At 47.5% G+C, this 16009-nt stretch carries 17 protein-coding genes; 3 read left to right on the top strand and 14 right to left on the bottom strand.

Translation table 11 applies throughout. From position 1 onward, the window contains the following. Window positions 1–17: 17 nt before the first annotated feature. The 8 genes from FPZ49_RS30855 to FPZ49_RS30820 all read right to left on the bottom strand — a co-directional run bounded on the left by FPZ49_RS30855 (window position 18) and on the right by FPZ49_RS30820 (window position 8191). Window positions 18–1016, bottom strand: a complete 999-nt coding sequence (locus FPZ49_RS30855; RefSeq protein WP_144854194.1) for a hydroxyacid dehydrogenase — start codon at window positions 1014–1016, stop codon at window positions 18–20. 51 nt (window positions 1017–1067) lie between these two features. Continuing rightward, entirely contained in the window at window positions 1068–2777 is a 1710-nt protein-coding gene (locus FPZ49_RS30850) for an extracellular solute-binding protein (RefSeq protein ID WP_144854193.1), read from the bottom strand. A 68-nt stretch (window positions 2778–2845) separates the two neighbouring features. Beyond that, on the bottom strand, window positions 2846–3739 hold the full coding sequence (locus tag FPZ49_RS30845) for a carbohydrate ABC transporter permease (RefSeq protein WP_144854192.1): 894 nt from the start codon (window positions 3737–3739) through the stop codon (window positions 2846–2848). Between the two features lie 15 nt (window positions 3740–3754). Then, a complete protein-coding gene (locus FPZ49_RS30840; RefSeq protein ID WP_186446205.1) occupies window positions 3755–4717 on the bottom strand; it encodes an ABC transporter permease in 963 nt (320 codons plus the stop codon). Window positions 4718–4719: 2 nt separating this feature from the next. Further along, a complete protein-coding gene (locus tag FPZ49_RS30835) occupies window positions 4720–5688 on the bottom strand; it encodes a Gfo/Idh/MocA family protein (RefSeq protein ID WP_144854191.1) in 969 nt (322 codons plus the stop codon). A gap of 16 nt (window positions 5689–5704) precedes the next feature. Next, complete coding sequence (locus tag FPZ49_RS30830) at window positions 5705–6508, bottom strand: sugar phosphate isomerase/epimerase family protein (RefSeq protein WP_144854190.1); 804 nt, start codon at window positions 6506–6508, stop codon at window positions 5705–5707. A gap of 174 nt (window positions 6509–6682) precedes the next feature. Continuing rightward, window positions 6683–7732, bottom strand: a complete 1050-nt coding sequence (locus FPZ49_RS30825) for an aldo/keto reductase (protein ID WP_144854189.1) — start codon at window positions 7730–7732, stop codon at window positions 6683–6685. Between the two features lie 27 nt (window positions 7733–7759). Further along, on the bottom strand, window positions 7760–8191 hold the full coding sequence (locus FPZ49_RS30820; RefSeq protein ID WP_144854188.1) for an RbsD/FucU family protein: 432 nt from the start codon (window positions 8189–8191) through the stop codon (window positions 7760–7762). A 171-nt stretch (window positions 8192–8362) separates the two neighbouring features. On the opposite strand from FPZ49_RS30820, the gene FPZ49_RS30815 reads away from it, so the two are divergent. Beyond that, window positions 8363–9559, top strand: coding sequence for an ROK family transcriptional regulator (locus tag FPZ49_RS30815; protein ID WP_144854187.1), 1197 nt, complete (start codon window positions 8363–8365; stop codon window positions 9557–9559). 108 nt (window positions 9560–9667) lie between these two features. Here FPZ49_RS30815 and FPZ49_RS36180 read toward each other — a convergent pair whose 3' ends face one another. The 4 genes from FPZ49_RS36180 to FPZ49_RS30800 form a co-directional block, all read right to left on the bottom strand. Then, on the bottom strand, window positions 9668–9934 hold the full coding sequence (locus FPZ49_RS36180; RefSeq protein WP_186446204.1) for an aldo/keto reductase: 267 nt from the start codon (window positions 9932–9934) through the stop codon (window positions 9668–9670). Between the two features lies 1 nt (window position 9935). Next, window positions 9936–10232, bottom strand: coding sequence for a Dabb family protein (locus FPZ49_RS30810; protein WP_186446203.1), 297 nt, complete (start codon window positions 10230–10232; stop codon window positions 9936–9938). Window positions 10233–10301: 69 nt separating this feature from the next. Further along, a complete protein-coding gene (locus FPZ49_RS30805) occupies window positions 10302–11162 on the bottom strand; it encodes an aldo/keto reductase (RefSeq protein ID WP_144854185.1) in 861 nt (286 codons plus the stop codon). A 288-nt stretch (window positions 11163–11450) separates the two neighbouring features. Then, the gene (locus FPZ49_RS30800; RefSeq protein ID WP_261381701.1) at window positions 11451–11939 is read right to left on the bottom strand and encodes a GNAT family N-acetyltransferase; all 489 of its coding nucleotides are present in this window, start codon (window positions 11937–11939) and stop codon (window positions 11451–11453) included. Between the two features lie 523 nt (window positions 11940–12462). On the opposite strand from FPZ49_RS30800, the gene FPZ49_RS30795 reads away from it, so the two are divergent. After that, window positions 12463–12942 carry a hypothetical protein gene (locus FPZ49_RS30795; RefSeq protein ID WP_144854183.1) on the top strand — a complete coding sequence of 160 codons (480 nt, stop codon included), beginning with the start codon at window positions 12463–12465 and terminating at the stop codon, window positions 12940–12942. Next, entirely contained in the window at window positions 12936–13448 is a 513-nt protein-coding gene (locus FPZ49_RS30790; RefSeq protein ID WP_144854182.1) for a hypothetical protein, read from the top strand. The genes FPZ49_RS30795 and FPZ49_RS30790 overlap by 7 nt, the downstream gene beginning before the upstream one ends. Window positions 13449–13617: 169 nt before the next feature. Here the strand turns inward: FPZ49_RS30790 and FPZ49_RS30785 are convergent, their stop codons facing one another. Next, window positions 13618–15030: an S-layer homology domain-containing protein gene (locus FPZ49_RS30785; RefSeq protein WP_144854181.1), complete on the bottom strand. Its 1413-nt coding sequence runs from the start codon at window positions 15028–15030 to the stop codon at window positions 13618–13620. 445 nt (window positions 15031–15475) lie between these two features. Then, complete coding sequence (locus tag FPZ49_RS30780) at window positions 15476–15727, bottom strand: NUDIX hydrolase (protein ID WP_144854180.1); 252 nt, start codon at window positions 15725–15727, stop codon at window positions 15476–15478. Between the last annotated feature and the right edge of the window lie 282 nt (window positions 15728–16009).

Genomic DNA, 16009 nt, shown 5'->3' with positions numbered 1-16009 from the left:
GACTTGGGATTGTCCCACTAGGTCATGATAGCGAGCTGTTCCCGTTTGACCTCGAATAGCACCTGCTCCTCCTGATACAATCTACGCATATCTTCCACCATCAGCTTGCCGATCCGCAGCCGGGAGTCCGGATTGACACCGGCCAGATGCGGTCTGGCGATCACGTTGGGCAGGTGCCGGAATTCGCTGTCCGCCGCCAGCGGTTCAACCTCGAACACGTCAAGTGCAGCGGAAAATCTCTCCTGCTTCAGTGCCTCCAGCAGTGCGGATTCATCAATCAGGTCTCCGCGAGCCGTATTGATAAACAGAGCGCCGTCCTTAATCAGCGCCAGCTGCTCACGGCCGATCATCCGGTAGGTCTCCGGCACCTTCGGAGCATGCAGTGAAATGATGTCCGACTTTGCCATGAGCTCATTCAGAGGTGCCAGCTGCACACCCAGCTCACTGGCCTTCGCCTCCGAGACAAACGGATCATAGCCCAGTACCTTCACGCCAAATGGCTTCAGCAGCTTAATCACCTCATGGGCGACCATACCGAGGCCGACCAATCCAACCGTTTTGCCCCGCAGCTCAAAGGTTTCCATGCCGACGTGTTTTTTGGTCAATCCCTGCTTCATTTCACGGTCCACCGGCAATATCTTATGTCCGAGAGCCAGAATCAATGCCAATACATTTTCACTGACCGACACGCCGATCGCAAAATTGCTGTTGAGCACCCGGATTCCCCGGTCATAGACTGACCAGTTCGGAAACACCGGGCGGATGGAGCCGGCCATATGCGCGACCAGCTTCAGCTCATCCGCAGCGTCCAGCACCGCATCCGTCACCGGAGTCGTCCGCCACGAGGTAATGAGCGTATACACGCCCGGAATGCGCGCGATCAGCTCTTCTTCCGTCAATGCCCGGTCATACGGATTCCATTCCACTTCGCCCAGCGCTTCGATCTCCGCCTTGGTCTGTTCACTAAAAAAGGAAGAGATCAAATCATTTTGAATCAAAACGAGAATTTTCCGCAAACGCTCGTGCCCCTTTCTTCCTAGCCGTAGCCGTGACTACATCGAAGCAGACTATTTTTGCTTTTTGCCATCTAGTGCTTTTTGGTAAATCTCTATATATTTCTTCAAGTTCATCTTATCGAGCGTGCTTACGTAGTTGCTCCAATCTTTGTCGATATCCGCTTCGCCGATAATGAACTTGGCCGTCATCGTTCTTACATAATCGTTGATCGTTTTATCCAGCTCCGCCAGCTGCTGAGCGTCTGCGGGAGCAAAGAATAATGGAGGCATGATTTCATCGATTTTCGGCTTATAAGGTTCGTAATTCTTTTTCGTGATGTCGTAGTACATCTTTTCTTTATCCGGCAGCTTGAGCACCGCCTGACCCGCATACCAATCCTTGTCGGTCCGGAAATTCAAGCCGTATTGCGCCCACGATTCATTCTGCACGCGACCAAACGGAATGAGCAGACGGTATTTGGCTTGATCACCGTCACGGCCTTTATCTCCCGGCTTGGCATCATCCCAGGAAGAACCCTTCACGCCAAAGTTGGAGTACAGATTCGCCTCAAAATCATACATGAAGTCCGCCCAGCGCATAGTCGCTTCGGGATATTTATCAGCGCTGGTCATGATGAAGTTGCCGCCACGGATTTTATCGTACGCCAGCCAGGTCGTCTTCTGATAGCCGTTCGGTCCTTTCACCGGTGCAATCGGCTGATAGTCAAGCCAACGGTTGCTCGGGCCTTCGACGATTGTCATGTCCGATGGCGAGTGAGCCGGGATGGCGCCGGCGATGGCAATATTCGGATTCTCGGCGATTTTTTTCAACCCGTCTTTGTCCAGCGTGAACGACTCCTTCGACAGAAGCCCTTCCTTGAAGAGACGGTTCATAAATTTCAGGCCGTCCTTCCACTCGTTCTTATTGTATGCAACGTCGATTTTGCCATCCTTCACAAGCATGCGCTTGTCGCCGTCGTCATAAATAAACGAGTTCATGATCCACACGTCGATCGCATTTTTGGACACGCCTCCACCGCTGACGATACCGCCGACCAGAGGGATTTCGTCCGCCTTGCCGTTGCCGTTCGGATCCTTTTCCTTAAACGCCTTCAGCATTTGATAAAATTCCTCGGTCGTTGTCGGCTCTTTCAGCCCCAGCTTATCCAGCCATGGCTTGAAGACGTACATCTTGAAATCCATGGAACAATGGAAGCAGTCATTAATATAAGGCAAGCTGTAAATTTTGTTGCCGGGTGCGGTAATCGCGTCCTTCACTTCCGGCATCTCTTTAAAGATCTTCTTGGTATTGTCGCCGTATTTCTCGATGAGATCCGTAAACGAGACGAAGATGCCTTGCTCGCCGTAAATCATCTGCTGCTCCGGAGAGACGCCTACGTTCATGATGACATCCGGCAAATCGCCGCTTGCAAGGGCAAGGTTCAGCTGCTCCTTGTAGTTTTTGACATCCGCCACAATCCACTGCACGTGGACGTTCGTCTTGTCTTCCAACCACTTGGTATAGCCGTTGGTGTCAAAGTTCTCGACCAAGGCATTGCCGGCAACAAAAACCTTTAACGTGATCTTGTCGTTAACGACAGGGAACTTGCCCGGCGGATTGACCTTCGATGCGTTTGCGCTTTCCTTCGCGGTGCTCTTCGTTGTGCTATCCTTCGTGCCACTGTCCTGGCCGGACGGGGCTGCCGTGTCTTTTGAACAGCCTGACAATACTAACGCTGCGGCAATTCCCAAAGAGAATCCCGTTTTTACGGCTTTTCTCATGTCTTTTGACCCTCCCTAAATGGTAAGTTTCGTAATTTCCATGAGGCGGCGACTGGTTGCAGTTTTAGTTACCCTTTAATCGAACCGATCATCACTCCTTTAACAAAATGCTTTTGTACAAATGGATAAATGATGAGAACCGGAACCGTTGCAACGACGATCAGGGAATACTTCAGCAAATCGGCCAATCCCTGTCTGGCAACGAGGTCCTCTTCATTGGTAACCATACTCGGATCAATCTGGTTTTGAACCAGAATACTGCGCAGAACGAGCTGAAGCGGATACAAATTGCGATCCTTCAAATAAAGCAACGCATTAAAATAGGAATTCCAATGGCCAACAGCATAAAACAAAGTAATGACCGCAATGATCGGACCGGAAAGCGGCAGCACGATGCGGGAAAGAAACTTCCAGTCCGTACAGCCGTCCACCTGAGCGGCTTCCAGCATTTCGTGCGGGATGTTCGTTTGAAAATAGGTTCTCGTAATGATGACGTTAAACACGCTAAGCGCAGACGGCAAAATCATGGCCCAACGAGTATCCAGAAGGCCCAAATCCTTGACAAGCAAATAGTTCGGAATAATGCCGCCGGAAAACATAATTGTGAAGACAAAGATAAACATGATACCGTTGCGGAAAACAAAATCTTTGCGTGATAGCGGATAAGCTGCTATTAACGTGAGAATGACGTTAATGACCGTGCCGACAACCGTATAAAACAATGAATTTCCAAATCCGGTCCAGATCGCTTTGTACTCGAACACCGCTTTGTAGCCCTTTAAGCCCGGGTCAACCGGCCAAAGCCACACCTTTCCAGAAATAACGGCATCGCTTGAGCTGAAAGAAGCGCTTACAATATAGACGAGAGGGTACAGCACAGTCAGGAAAAAAAGACTGAGTATGACATAGTTAACCACATTAAAGATCCGGTCGCCGGCCGCTTCTCTGATGTTCGTGTTCATAGGCTCCCCCCTCTCTTACCATAAGCTGCTCTGGCCCAGTTTTTTAGCAAAACGATTGACGGCTATGAGTAGAATCAAGTTGATAGCATTTTTGAACAGGCCGATCGCCGAGGAGTACGAGAAGTTGACAATGTTGGAGGCGAGACCCACTTTATACACGTAGGTGTCAACAATTTCTGAGGTGGTGAGATTCAAAGGATTTTGCATCAGGAACGATTTCTCAAAGCCGATTTCGAGCATCCGCCCGACCTCCAGAATCAGCAGGATCACTGCAATCGGCAGGATGCCTGGCAGGTCGATATGCCACATGCGGCGCAGCTTGCTCGCTCCATCGACAACGGCCGCTTCATGAAGAGACGGATCGATGCCGGCGAGGGCCGCAAGGTAGATAATGCAGCTGAACCCGACATTCTGCCAAACGCCGGACCAGACATAGATGCTGCGGAAATAGCCGGCATCGCCCAACCAGTTGACCGCGTCGAAGCCGAACCATTTGAGAATAACGTTGATAATTCCTATCCTCGGATCGAGCACTTGAAAAATAATGCCGACCATGACGACGACGGAGATAAAATGAGGAGCATAGGTGACCATCTGTACCGTCTTCTTGAACTTCTGGTGCGCGACATAATTCAAGCTTAGCGCCAGCAGGATCGGGAATGGAAAACCGGCAATCAGTTGATACAAGCTAAGTGCGATCGTATTCCACATAATGTTCCAGAATTCATACGATTCAAAAAAACGGATGAAGTTAGCAAAGCCCACCCACGTGCTGCCCCAGATTCCCTTGCTCGCTGAAAAATTGCGGAATGCAATTTGAGCGCCGTAGATCGGCACGTATTTAAATATGACAATATAGGCAAACGGAAGAGCCATCAGTACGTACAGCTGCCAAACCCGGAGCATATCCCGGCCTAGCCGGGACGCTTTGCTCGAGGTTCGAACCACTGCTTTTTCCTTCACATTAGCAATCTCCATACTCATCTTCCTTCCAGAAGAGCCTGAGCCAAAATAATTTCGGCTACCTCCATCGTCTTCAGCGCATCACCAAAATGCGACGAAGGCAGCTTCCCGGCTTTCACACAGTCGATGAACTCCCGATGCTTCGTCCGGAACCCGGCGTACTCGTAAAGCTCCGTCCCTTCGCCGATCTCCCGGGCATCATATTCGACGCCCTGTGTGTCGCCATCGGCATACAAGAAGCCCTTGCGCTCATGCTCCGCTTCCGCGCAGATGTTAGGGGCATGCATCTCGACCGAGAAAATCCGTCTGCCACTGGACCAGCTGTTGATCAAATAACCGGTGGAACCGTTGTCAAAATGCAGCGTCGAGGAGATGAAATTGATATCCGGGACGTTGACCCGCTTGGTGGTGCTTTCCACCTTGACAACCTCCCCGCCGCACATCCAGCGCACCGTATCGATCGAATGGACGGTATCGTCCATCATCCGGTCACGGGCCTGAAGATACGGCTTCATCTCCGATTTGTAAAATTTGCATACTGCATGGGTAATCGGTCCGCGCTTCAGACACTCTTCTCTCAGCTTCATTACCATAGGGGTACTGCGGCGCTGAAAGCTGACCTGAGTGATGCAGTTGTTTTGTTTAGCGGTATATGCGAGTGCCCTGGCTTGATGAATGGTGATGCCAAGCGGCTTTTCGATGTAGAGGTTTTGTCCCTGCTGCAGGCACCACATCCAGATGTCGAACATCAGGTGGGGCTGACCGATAACATAAACGGCGTCCGGCTTCACTTCCTGCACCATGGTGCGGTAATCGTCATAACGTCCGGATACATTGTACTTGTCGGCCGTTTCGTTCAACGCTTTTGGAGACAAATCGCAAATGGCGGCAATTTCGACATCGTCAAAGGATGCAAGCGACGGATAATGTACTGAATTTGCCATTCGCCCGGCACCGATGATCGCTACTCTGAATTTACTGGACATACGGTATGGCTCCCCCTTAGGCTTGATTTTCAAATAAGGATTTGGCGAAAGCGATATCTTCCTTGATCAAACGGTCAACGCCATGCTCATCGCGGTATTCTGCGGTTAAGCAAACCACACCCTGGAAGCCGCGCTTCTGCAGGTAGGCGGCCGCTCTTGGCCACGATGCAAGCCCTTGGCGGCCGGATGTGAAATAAGGCTTCCACTCCGCGAGCTCTGCTTCAGGTCCGTTCATTCGGCGGTAGAACGCATTCTTGAAGTTCACCATACACAGATGCTCCCACACGATATCAAGACCGTGCTCCGGCTGTTGTCCGGCCAGCGCGTCGTGCGCTGCATCCCAAATCGCGCCTATAGCCTTCGGATCGAAGCCCTGCAGCAGGTGCTTGAGTCCCATCGAATCCACTACATAATTGCCGTAATGCTGCTGGACCCCGACTTGAACTCCATATTTTTCACACAGGGGAAGAATCGACTCCAGCTGCTCGCGGGCTATGCGCTCCGATGCAAGATAGCCGCCATGTTCGTGCTTAATGGCTGGCATAACACGGAGCGTGGGAATTCCGGCTTCGGCGCAGGCGGCAAAAATATGCTCGTCGGTCGAGCTGGCTACACTGAAGATTTTTAAGCCGTGATCTGCAAACTGCTGAACGAGGCGGGGCAGCTGAGCGGCTTGGGAAGGCTCGAGCTGAAAGCCGTCGCGGAGAGGAAACTCGACACCATCGAAGCCCATTCCCTTAATGTATGTGCACAAATCCCACACGGATAACGATTTCCAAGGCTTCGTAAATACAGAAAACGATATGGATTGGGTTGACATGAAAGCACATCCTCTTCTTAGATATGAACAAAAATAAACGAAATGAAAACGTTTACAACTAATTGATTCTATCTTAGTTTATACCTTTACATATGTCAATATTTTAATTAAGATGTGACAAAATAAGTTTTTATCTCGCATCTTTCGACATGGTATGATATCCCAGTTTATCGTTTAATAGGACCGGCTGTTGTGCCTGTTCTCATAATAATCGGGATTGTTCCCCAGCTTGCGCAGCACCGGCTGGGTAATCTCGTTTAAGCGTCGCAAAACATCCGCGCTAAGCTCGATTTGAGCGGCATGCGCATTTCCCATGAGCTGGTCAGCGTTGCGTGAGCCGACAATAGTTGACGTAATCCCTTCGTTCGAAATGGCCCATGCCAGGGATAGCACACCCATAGTCAGGTTTAATTCATCCGCCAGCAGCCTGATTTGGTCCAAGGCTTGCGTGATTTCCGGTTCGGCCCCCTCTTCTCCATGACGGGAACCGAGCCCTCTCGAATGGTGAAAATGGCGGGTTCTAGCCAGGATCGGCTTGAGTTCGTCGAGCGCATGGTATTTGCCAGATAAAAGGCCCTGCTGCAGTGGCATGTAACCGATTACACCGACTCCCTGGTTTTTGCAATAAGGCAGCAGTTCCTCTTCTATTGCTCTGGATAGCAGACTATACGCCAGCTCGTTCACTGCAACCGAAGCACCGGTCTGCAGCACTTCGCCGAGCTGCTTTACACCGTGATTGCTGACTCCAATGTGACGGATTTTGCCCTCCTGCTTCAAGCGCTGCAGCCCCTCGAACACTTCAGCAACCTGTGGCGGATTAGCGATAAGCTCGGGGTCCGACGTAAAATGCTTGACCGCCAGCGGATTAACCGGCCAGTGTAGCATATAAACATCAATATAGTCGGTTTGAAGACGCTGAAGACTGTCTTCGCAGTGCTTGCGCAGCTGTTCCGGCAGTATGTTTGCCGTGCTGATCTTACTTCCGATGATCGCCTCATGCCTGCGCCCTTTCAACGCAAGCCCTAGCGAGCGCTCGCTTTCTCCGTCGTTATATACCTCAGCCGTATCAAAATAATTGATTCCCATATCTAAGGCTTGGTGTACGACCTGGTCGACGTCCTGTTGATCCTGATTTCCCCAATAGGAACCGCCTCCGTATTGCCAGCAACCCATACCGAGCACGCTAAGCTCGAGTCCCGAAGAGCCTAATTTCCTTCGTTTCATTGCCGCATCTCCTCCTTCGTTTTCCCGTCACAGGTCCCGGACGACTCCCTTTTTTAAAATCAGATTCCCCTTAAAAGAAGAGTCGCTTGTAGCAATAATGGCATATGCACGCCGTGCGCGCTCGTAGAACGCAAATCTTTCAACCTCTTCAAAATGAATAAAATCTGGTTTTACCGACTTGATCTGCTCCCGGTATGTACCCCAAACTGGCGGAGTCGGATCTGCCGGAAGCAATGACATCACCGATGCCGGGCTTTCTACTGAGTGGTCTAGAGGAAACAAGGAGAGAATCGCTCGGAGCAGTTCGGGGATGTTGCGGCCGTCATATCTCAGCAGCCTTTGAGCGTTCGAAGCGGCCGGAAAGTTACCATCTGCCAGCACAATCTCATCGCCATGGCCCATCTCCATCATGATTTTGACCAAGTCTGGTGAAAGGATTGCCGGAATTCCAAATAACATTTCGATGCCCCCATTCGGTATTTTTTTAGAATTACAAGTAATAAGTCTTTCAGGGAAATTTTAACACTGGAATTTAATTATGTAAATAATTAAATTAACTTCTTGTTTTTTATTGTCATCAACTTTTTATATGTTATAATTGGAATAATCTTTGACGACAGGGTGCATTGGATGAATCAAACGGATATTAAAGACCAAAAAGGCAGCAAGCTGTCCATACTTCAAACGCTGCGCGTTCACGGCAGCATGTCGAGAATAGAGCTGACCCGTGTTACCGGCTTAAGCCGTGCCACGATTTCCATCTCGATTGCGGAGCTGATTGAAAACAATCTAGTCTATGAAACGGACGACCGGCAGATAACCAAAGGCCGTCCGGCCACAACCGTTGAGCTTGTTCCGCGCTCACGCACTATTATCGGAGCGGATTTGGATAATAAAACCTGGACACTGGGAGCCTTCGACCTCTTGGGCAACGTGGTGAAGTCGGTAAAAATTCCGGTGAACACCTTTGATCCCGAAGCCACGTTTCAGACGTTAGCTTCTCAAATTACTCAGTTCGTGGAAGGTCTGGAACCGAAGCCCGTTCCTCTGCTTGGGCTTGGTGTGCCGGGGTTGGTCGATGCAGGACATAGTATTATTCGGAGTGCCGTGGATTTGGATTGGCGCAATGTGCATGTCGCGGAGCTGATTCGCAAGGAAATTGGTTGGCCGACCGTTGTCGTCAACCGACACCGTGCTCGTGGCTTAACCGAATGCAGGTACGGCGCAGGTCAGGATTATCACAATATGATCTATATCGGCGTGGGCATGGGGATTGCTGCGGGGATCTATATCGATCGTCAACTCCTGTCCGGCTCGTTGGGAGGTGCCGGTGAAATCGGACATACGACGATCGAACCGGAGGGCCCATTATGCCCATGCGGCAACCAAGGATGCTTGCAGGCGCTATCGGCTGGCCCAGCGATGGAGCAGCATTACCGCAAGCTGGTACGCTCTTCTGACCATCCGGTGTATTTTGATCCTATTATTGATCTGCAAACGCTTAAGATACATGATGTTTGTGCCGCTGCCGAGCAAGGCGATATGCTTGCGGTAGAAGTGGTGAAAACCGCTGCCTCTTCCTTGGGGATCTCCATGGCTAATTTGCTTAACACCTTTAATCCTGAAGCCTTCATTCTTGGGGGTACAGTGCCAAGCGCAAGCCCGCTATTTGTGGAAACAGCCACGAAAGTGATGCGTCAACGGGCGATGCGGGCGTTAGGTACCGAAACCGCAGTCAAAACATCTATGTTTAAGGACATCGGCGGTGCTTTGGGAGCAGCTAACTTTGCCTTCGACAAGAACATCTCGATATCTTTTTTTACATAGCAATGATAAGCTTGAGACAACTTATCGAAAAAGAAGCAAACAAAAAACAAGTACATACTCCAAAAAGGAGTATGTGCTTGTTTTTCTTCGCCTCGCGATATGAAAGCATTATCCCGCCGGGAATCCTCGGACAACCTCCAGCCGACTCATCCGCCCGACGGCTGCCCTCCGGAATGACCTCCGTGTATTTGCCTGTAAGATTCCGCCGCCGATCGGACTGTAGCGCACCCTGCCGATGCCTTGATCACCGCACATCACCTGCAGCTCCTTCTCAATGGCTCGGTTAGCTAGGCTGTAGTTCGGCTGACGTTTTTTCTTAACCTTTACATATTTGCTTAACTGCAGCTTATAGAATTGCTTCGTTATGCCTATCAACTTACCATGTATAATCGAATACAAAAGAGCTATCAGCGAAATGTCCTCTCACTTGACCAATTACCGACTTGTGGATCGGATGAGGCAAATAAGCGTCAAGCGCGGCCTGATTCTGAAAACCGATGCGCATGCCGACTTCAAAACCTCTACTTTTTCCTTCTTGGGAATGGTTCAAACCTGCAGAAAATTCAACGATTCCGGGGATTTCCTTCAATCCGTACAGCGTTTCCACAATCTTCTTTTTATCCTCTTCCTTCGTGTCCTCTTGCAATTTAAAAAAAACAAAATGCTCTACCATGAGTATTTCCCTACCTTCCCCGTTCATTCTGAAATAAAAACATTGCAATCAGTATCCTTTTTCCGTTCCTTATCTAAAATTCCATTCTACGGCATTCGACATATCCTTGGCTTTCCACCGTAAAATTTCCGGCTTGGTCATATGCATGATTTCTTTAAACAGATTCAGTTTCTCAATATCTGTCATCGGTTCAAAGCTGCGTGCAACTGCCAGGTTTTTCTCCAGCTGTTCCATAGACTCCATACCAATGATAGCCGTGGATATCGGCAGCGAAAACGCGTATCGCAAAGCTTGATCGTACCAATCGCCCAATCGTCCGAGACCGAGCACCTTCATCGCTATGATGGCTACCCCTTTTTCATTAGCCCTCGGAACAAATTCATGGGCGAAGCTGTAAATAAAATGGTCCGCAGCAGAAAGCGGTACCAACGCGCTGTCAAACGGAAACCGTTCGATCGCCTCGAGCTGGACGCGCGGGTTAATATGTCCGCTGATGCTGAGATGCTTAACCAATCCCTGCTCCCGGGCCTCGACTAACGCCTTTATGGCGCCGTCATCGGCAAAAATTCGGTCAAGCTCCTCCATCGTTCTTACATCGTGGAGACGCCACTCTTCAACATGATCGGTTTGAAGTCTCTTTAGACTTTCCTCAAGTAGCTTCAAAGATCCGTTTCTCGTCCTGTCCTTGGTTTTGGTTGTAATCCATATTTGATTTCTGCGTATGCCGAACGCTTTGCCGAGTCTTTCTTCAGACTGTCCTTGCGAATAGGACGGCGCGGTATCGAAATAGGTGATTCCTTCGTCAATGGCGCGATTTACGATAGCAATAGCCTCGTCTTCAGTGCAGTTATGGCCGTCGACGATCCTCTGCGCCCCGAAGCTCAAAATGGGGAACTCTCTGCCAGTTCGACCGTATGGTCGTTTTTCCATTTTTCTAAACTCCTTTGGCTTATTTACGCTCTTACTCTTACTATATATAAGAATCGGACATTTTTAAAGGAGTTAAGAAACATTCCATTAGTAACCTGCAAGTAACCATTCCCATCCTTGGAGACTTCCGGATCGGCGTTCTTGCGTTCAAGAGATATCTAATTAAGCTACCAACTCCTTATTATTAATCAAACCGTTGGCTGCGTTGTGATAAAGCTAAAGTTTTTATTGCCTTTTCAGCTCTTCCTAATTGGATTTGGCAAGGTGTCTTTGTTGCTATCGATTCCTTCAGTTCAATCGTAAGACCATTAAATTTTCATTCCAATATTGATATCCAGTCTTTAGGGCATTCCGCTCTGTTCCATAAGTTACAAAACCGATAGTTTCATAAAGTCGCTTTGCCGCGTTATTATTTGAGATGACTGTGAGGTTAATCTGTTCAAGACCATCACACTGTTTCGCCTTAATAACCAATTCTTGAACCAAGGATTTACCTATTCCTTTTTCACGAAATTTTGGTGAAACATACATAGCATAGACATTGCCCTTATGTACGATTTTGGGGTTACTTTCCCTTACAAAAGTTACGATACCAATGAGCTCACTATTGATAAAAGCGCCTAAAGTAAATCGATTATCAGAAGCAATGAGATTACTTCGTAATTGCTCAATTGGTTTGTCTTTCTCAAGTTCATAGGTAGTCAAAAATGCCTCAGGATTTTCCTTCAGAGACTTTAACCTTAACTCACGATATATTTCAGCATCTTTTGAATTCAAAATACGAATCTCCATTTTTTCACCTCGACATGCGCATTTGAAATCATATTCAACACCGTCATTGTGCAATCCTGCTCGTTACTTTAATGAACATCAAAGAAGAGCTGTCCTTGCGGAAGCTCTAAGCTATCGTATCCGTCGTATTATGAGTTCATGCAGTTTTTACTGGTTGAACTCTTTTTCGTTAAGGAGTTTAATACGGGCAGCCGGGGTAGAACGATCGTACCCATGGGAGATATTAATCCCGTGAGGGGAATTTCCAACGTCTAAAACTGTACTTAATGCTGGATTGGACAGAATCGCATGCCACCGCCCTAAACGTTCCGAGAGCTGGGCCAGCGATAAGGCCAAAGCTATTCTAGCTGCAGCCGCGAATAACCCTTTTCAGGAGAAGGCCTACAACCAGTCGTGACGATGAAATGGGGTTAGCCCGCCGAATGTCACCTGAATTGGTGAATAATCCCATCTTCCCGTGAAATACTATGCATACAACATTCACAACGAACACGGGATGAGGCAAACCATGCAACCTTTAGCCCTTTATATTTCATTTACGCTTATCTTGCTCCTCTCGTTTATCTTAATGACCAAGCATACTCATGCATTTGTTTTCATGTTCACATGGCTAGTGATCGAATACAGTCTCACCAGCTATGTCTCCGTCATTGCCGATAATGCTCAGCGGCTTGTCGTTGCCAAGAACACTCCGCAATTTATCATCTTTAGACTGACGGAAATCGTGGTACTCCCATTATTGCTCCTGTTTTTTCTCGAAGCCATTAATTCCGCGCGCACCAATTTCAAAAAGCTGCTTCTCGCTGCGTTTTGGACCGGACTTCTCACTGGGGTTGAAGCGCTGCTAGTCTTCACGCAGGTGCTAACCTATCAGCACTGGAACATCGGGCGATCCATGCTCGCCTGGGCTTTCTTCGTTGGCCTTGCTTACACAGCCCAACTGATTTACAGCCGAATTCTGCTTAAGGAAGGATTACTGCAATGTTGATTCCGCTGCCTACTAAATTTGATCAAAACGAGCTGCTTGTCATTGGATTTCTTATCATTTTAATCCTCCTGTTGTGGTTGCTGCCCAAACGGTTTCCTACCTCCGTGACCATTCTAATCTTGTCCTTTTCGATCGGCATTTCCCGGATCGTTGACCACTCGTTAGCGGGGCCTCAAATTGACTTCTACGATGTGATGGATACCGGCGATTATGAGCTGTTCGATTTTTTTTGCTACATCCTCTACGCCCCGTTTGCCTATGTGTTTGTATATCTCTATGACAAATGGAATATCCGAGGCATGTACATCCTGCTCTACATAACGGCATGCTCCTTTGTAGGCATTGTTTTCGAGTGGTTTACCACGACGCCGTATATTCACTTTTTTATTTATAAACAGTGGTCGATTCTGTACTCATTCCCGATCTATTTGTTCATTCAGTCGTGTACACTGTTGTTTTATCACGTTCTAAAACGAATCTATTATAAAACTGCCACTATATCCTAAACGCAGCACAAAAAGCCGCGAACCAGATTTTATTCGGGCAACTCCTGTCGGTTACATAAGTTACTTCTCTAACAAGCGTTTTTTAGACGGTCCCTTTGGTCCGAAGTTTATAAACCGCGTCTCTAGCCTTGAAAGGATTGACACATTGCGTGTAATCTTATTGGTTATTTTACACATTGAAATCAAGACCTAGGTTAACGTTCAATACTCGAAGAACCATCGTAACCGCTTCAGCGCGAGATGAATTGGAATTAGGATCAAATTTACCGTTTTCCTTACCGCCGATTATTCCAGCGTTAGCAAGTTGGTTAATAGCCTCCTCAGCCCAGCTCCCCTTAGTGTCATTGAACTTTGAGTTACCCGTTGCAGGACTCAAGTTCATAACTTTAACTAGGATCGCAACAATTTCAGCGCGGGAGATTTGATTATTCGGCTTGAACGTACCATCATCGTAACCATTGATGATACCATTCGATTTCAAAGTCGAGATAGCAGCTGCTGCCCAGCTTCCCTGAGCGTCGGCAAAGTTATCCGAACCTTTTGACGAAATCCCCAACGCTTTAACTAGCATTGTTACGAATTCGGCACGAGTTACCGATTGGTCAGCATGGAAAGAACCGTCTTGATACCCAGAAACGAAGCCTATTTTCGCAGCAAGTTCTACAGCTTTTGAACTCCAATTATCGAAAGATACATCGGTAAATGACCTAGCTGGAGCCGATTGAATAGCCTCCTGAACCACTTCTTTAACCTTATCGACGTTTACGATGTCACCTTTAAGCATAGGTTTTTTAGGAGTTGGCGTCGTCGATGCAGGTGAAGGCGTTATCGTTTTAATAGGCGTAGGAGTAGGCGTAATTACCGACTGCGGATTTCCCAACGGCGATGGGTCATTAGGGAATGCCGTAGGTGGATTGGGTGGCTTCACATGTACAGGGTCAAATCTAGTCAAGTCATATTGTTCAATAAGTGCCATCAACTTTTGCGTGTACAGTGGGTCTGTTGCATAGCCGGCGTCGTAGATGGCTTTTGTCACCTTTTTGTAGTTGCTCTCGTTGACTACTGCTTTGTATCGTGTAGAAGTTAGGAATTTAGAGTGATCTAAGATGGAATCCTTCAATGTAGGATACTTACGGAATTCCGACATTTCTTTAACCCACTGACCGTTAATGAACTCGTCGGCATTTACTGTAACAGTTTCGCCCGTCCAGTCGTAGCCTTTCTTGATACTAAAGATGTTGTTAGCTTGGTTAACCAAATCGTTTGTTCCCCAATAACACTCTAGGATTGATTGGGCTATTGTCAAGGAAGGGAGGATGCCGTACTTAGTCCAACCTTCTTTAGCTCCACCTTGGATAGCATCAATATATGTAGCTTTAGCTTGGTCGCTAATGTCACCTTTGCTATTCTTAAGTTCAACTACATTTGTGCTTGGAAGCGTAACCTTAACGTGGTTTCCTAGATAAATTACGTCGACGTCAATGTTTCCGTTTCCGTCACCGCCAACAACTGTTCCTGAGTCGGCATAGTAAGCACTTGTAGGTTGGTTAATCATTACGACGTCGTTCAAATAAGATACCATTACACATTCTCCCCTATGATATTTTTATTAAGTAAAACAATGGGGCGAATATTTTGTTCTAGTTTCTATTAGAATACAATTTCTTCTATTACCTTCGTTGCCGTCAAACATAGGAGCTTCGTAACATATACTTCGTCAGGTATTTTAAATACTCCCATCTGGAACTTATTGTTACAACTCGAAGTCCCCAGTCTACTGGAAGAATACTAACTTAATGGCTACATCTTACCATCCATTGTACTCGTCGACTATCGGGAATGATTGGTATTCTAGTCTTCTATGCCTATTGGGTAGTTAAGTGGTCGAATTAATAAATTTCCCTGCAGTTGCTTAAGTAAAAAAGGGATCATCGACTGCACAGCAGCCGGTGTTCCCTTTTCACTAACGTCATCTCGTAGCTCAATTATATTTGGAAGTAACAAATCCGCAAGCTATCCACTTAGAATCAAATTATCTTACTTGCATCTAATTGAAGGGAGCCCCCTATTATTTCACCAAGAAAATGAAATAAAATAATCTGATGATTTGAACTGCTAATAAAATTATAAATGCCGGTTGTGCCTGTAAGTCTAACATCAAATCCAGTTTCTTCTTTTGCTTCTCTACGAGCTGCATCTAGAAGATCTTCGCCATACTCGATTCTTCCAGAAGGGAAGTTCCACTTATTTTTAACAGATGCTTTGTTCTCTTTGACCATTAGTACCTTGTCTTCACATATGGTTTGTAAATGTGTACATCCGTGCAAGTCAAGTAATATTGCCCGATAGTCATAATGAACGAGGCGGCCCCATTCGCTTAGCGTAGGTTACATTTGGTAACAATGTGTAGTGGATTCTACTAAAACCAAATGCAGAGCTACATTCGAAAGGAGCCGCTATTATGAAGGATTACACAAAATTTGTTGGTTTAGACGTATCAAAAGATTCAATTTCTGTTGCTGTTGCAGATACAGGACGTGGTGAGCCACGTTTTCTCGGAA

The sequence above is a fragment of the Paenibacillus cremeus genome, from assembly GCF_007786445.1.
In the GTDB taxonomy this organism is placed as follows: domain Bacteria; phylum Bacillota; class Bacilli; order Paenibacillales; family NBRC-103111; genus Paenibacillus_G; species Paenibacillus_G cremeus.
This window is presented reverse-complemented; position numbering and strand designations above follow the sequence as displayed.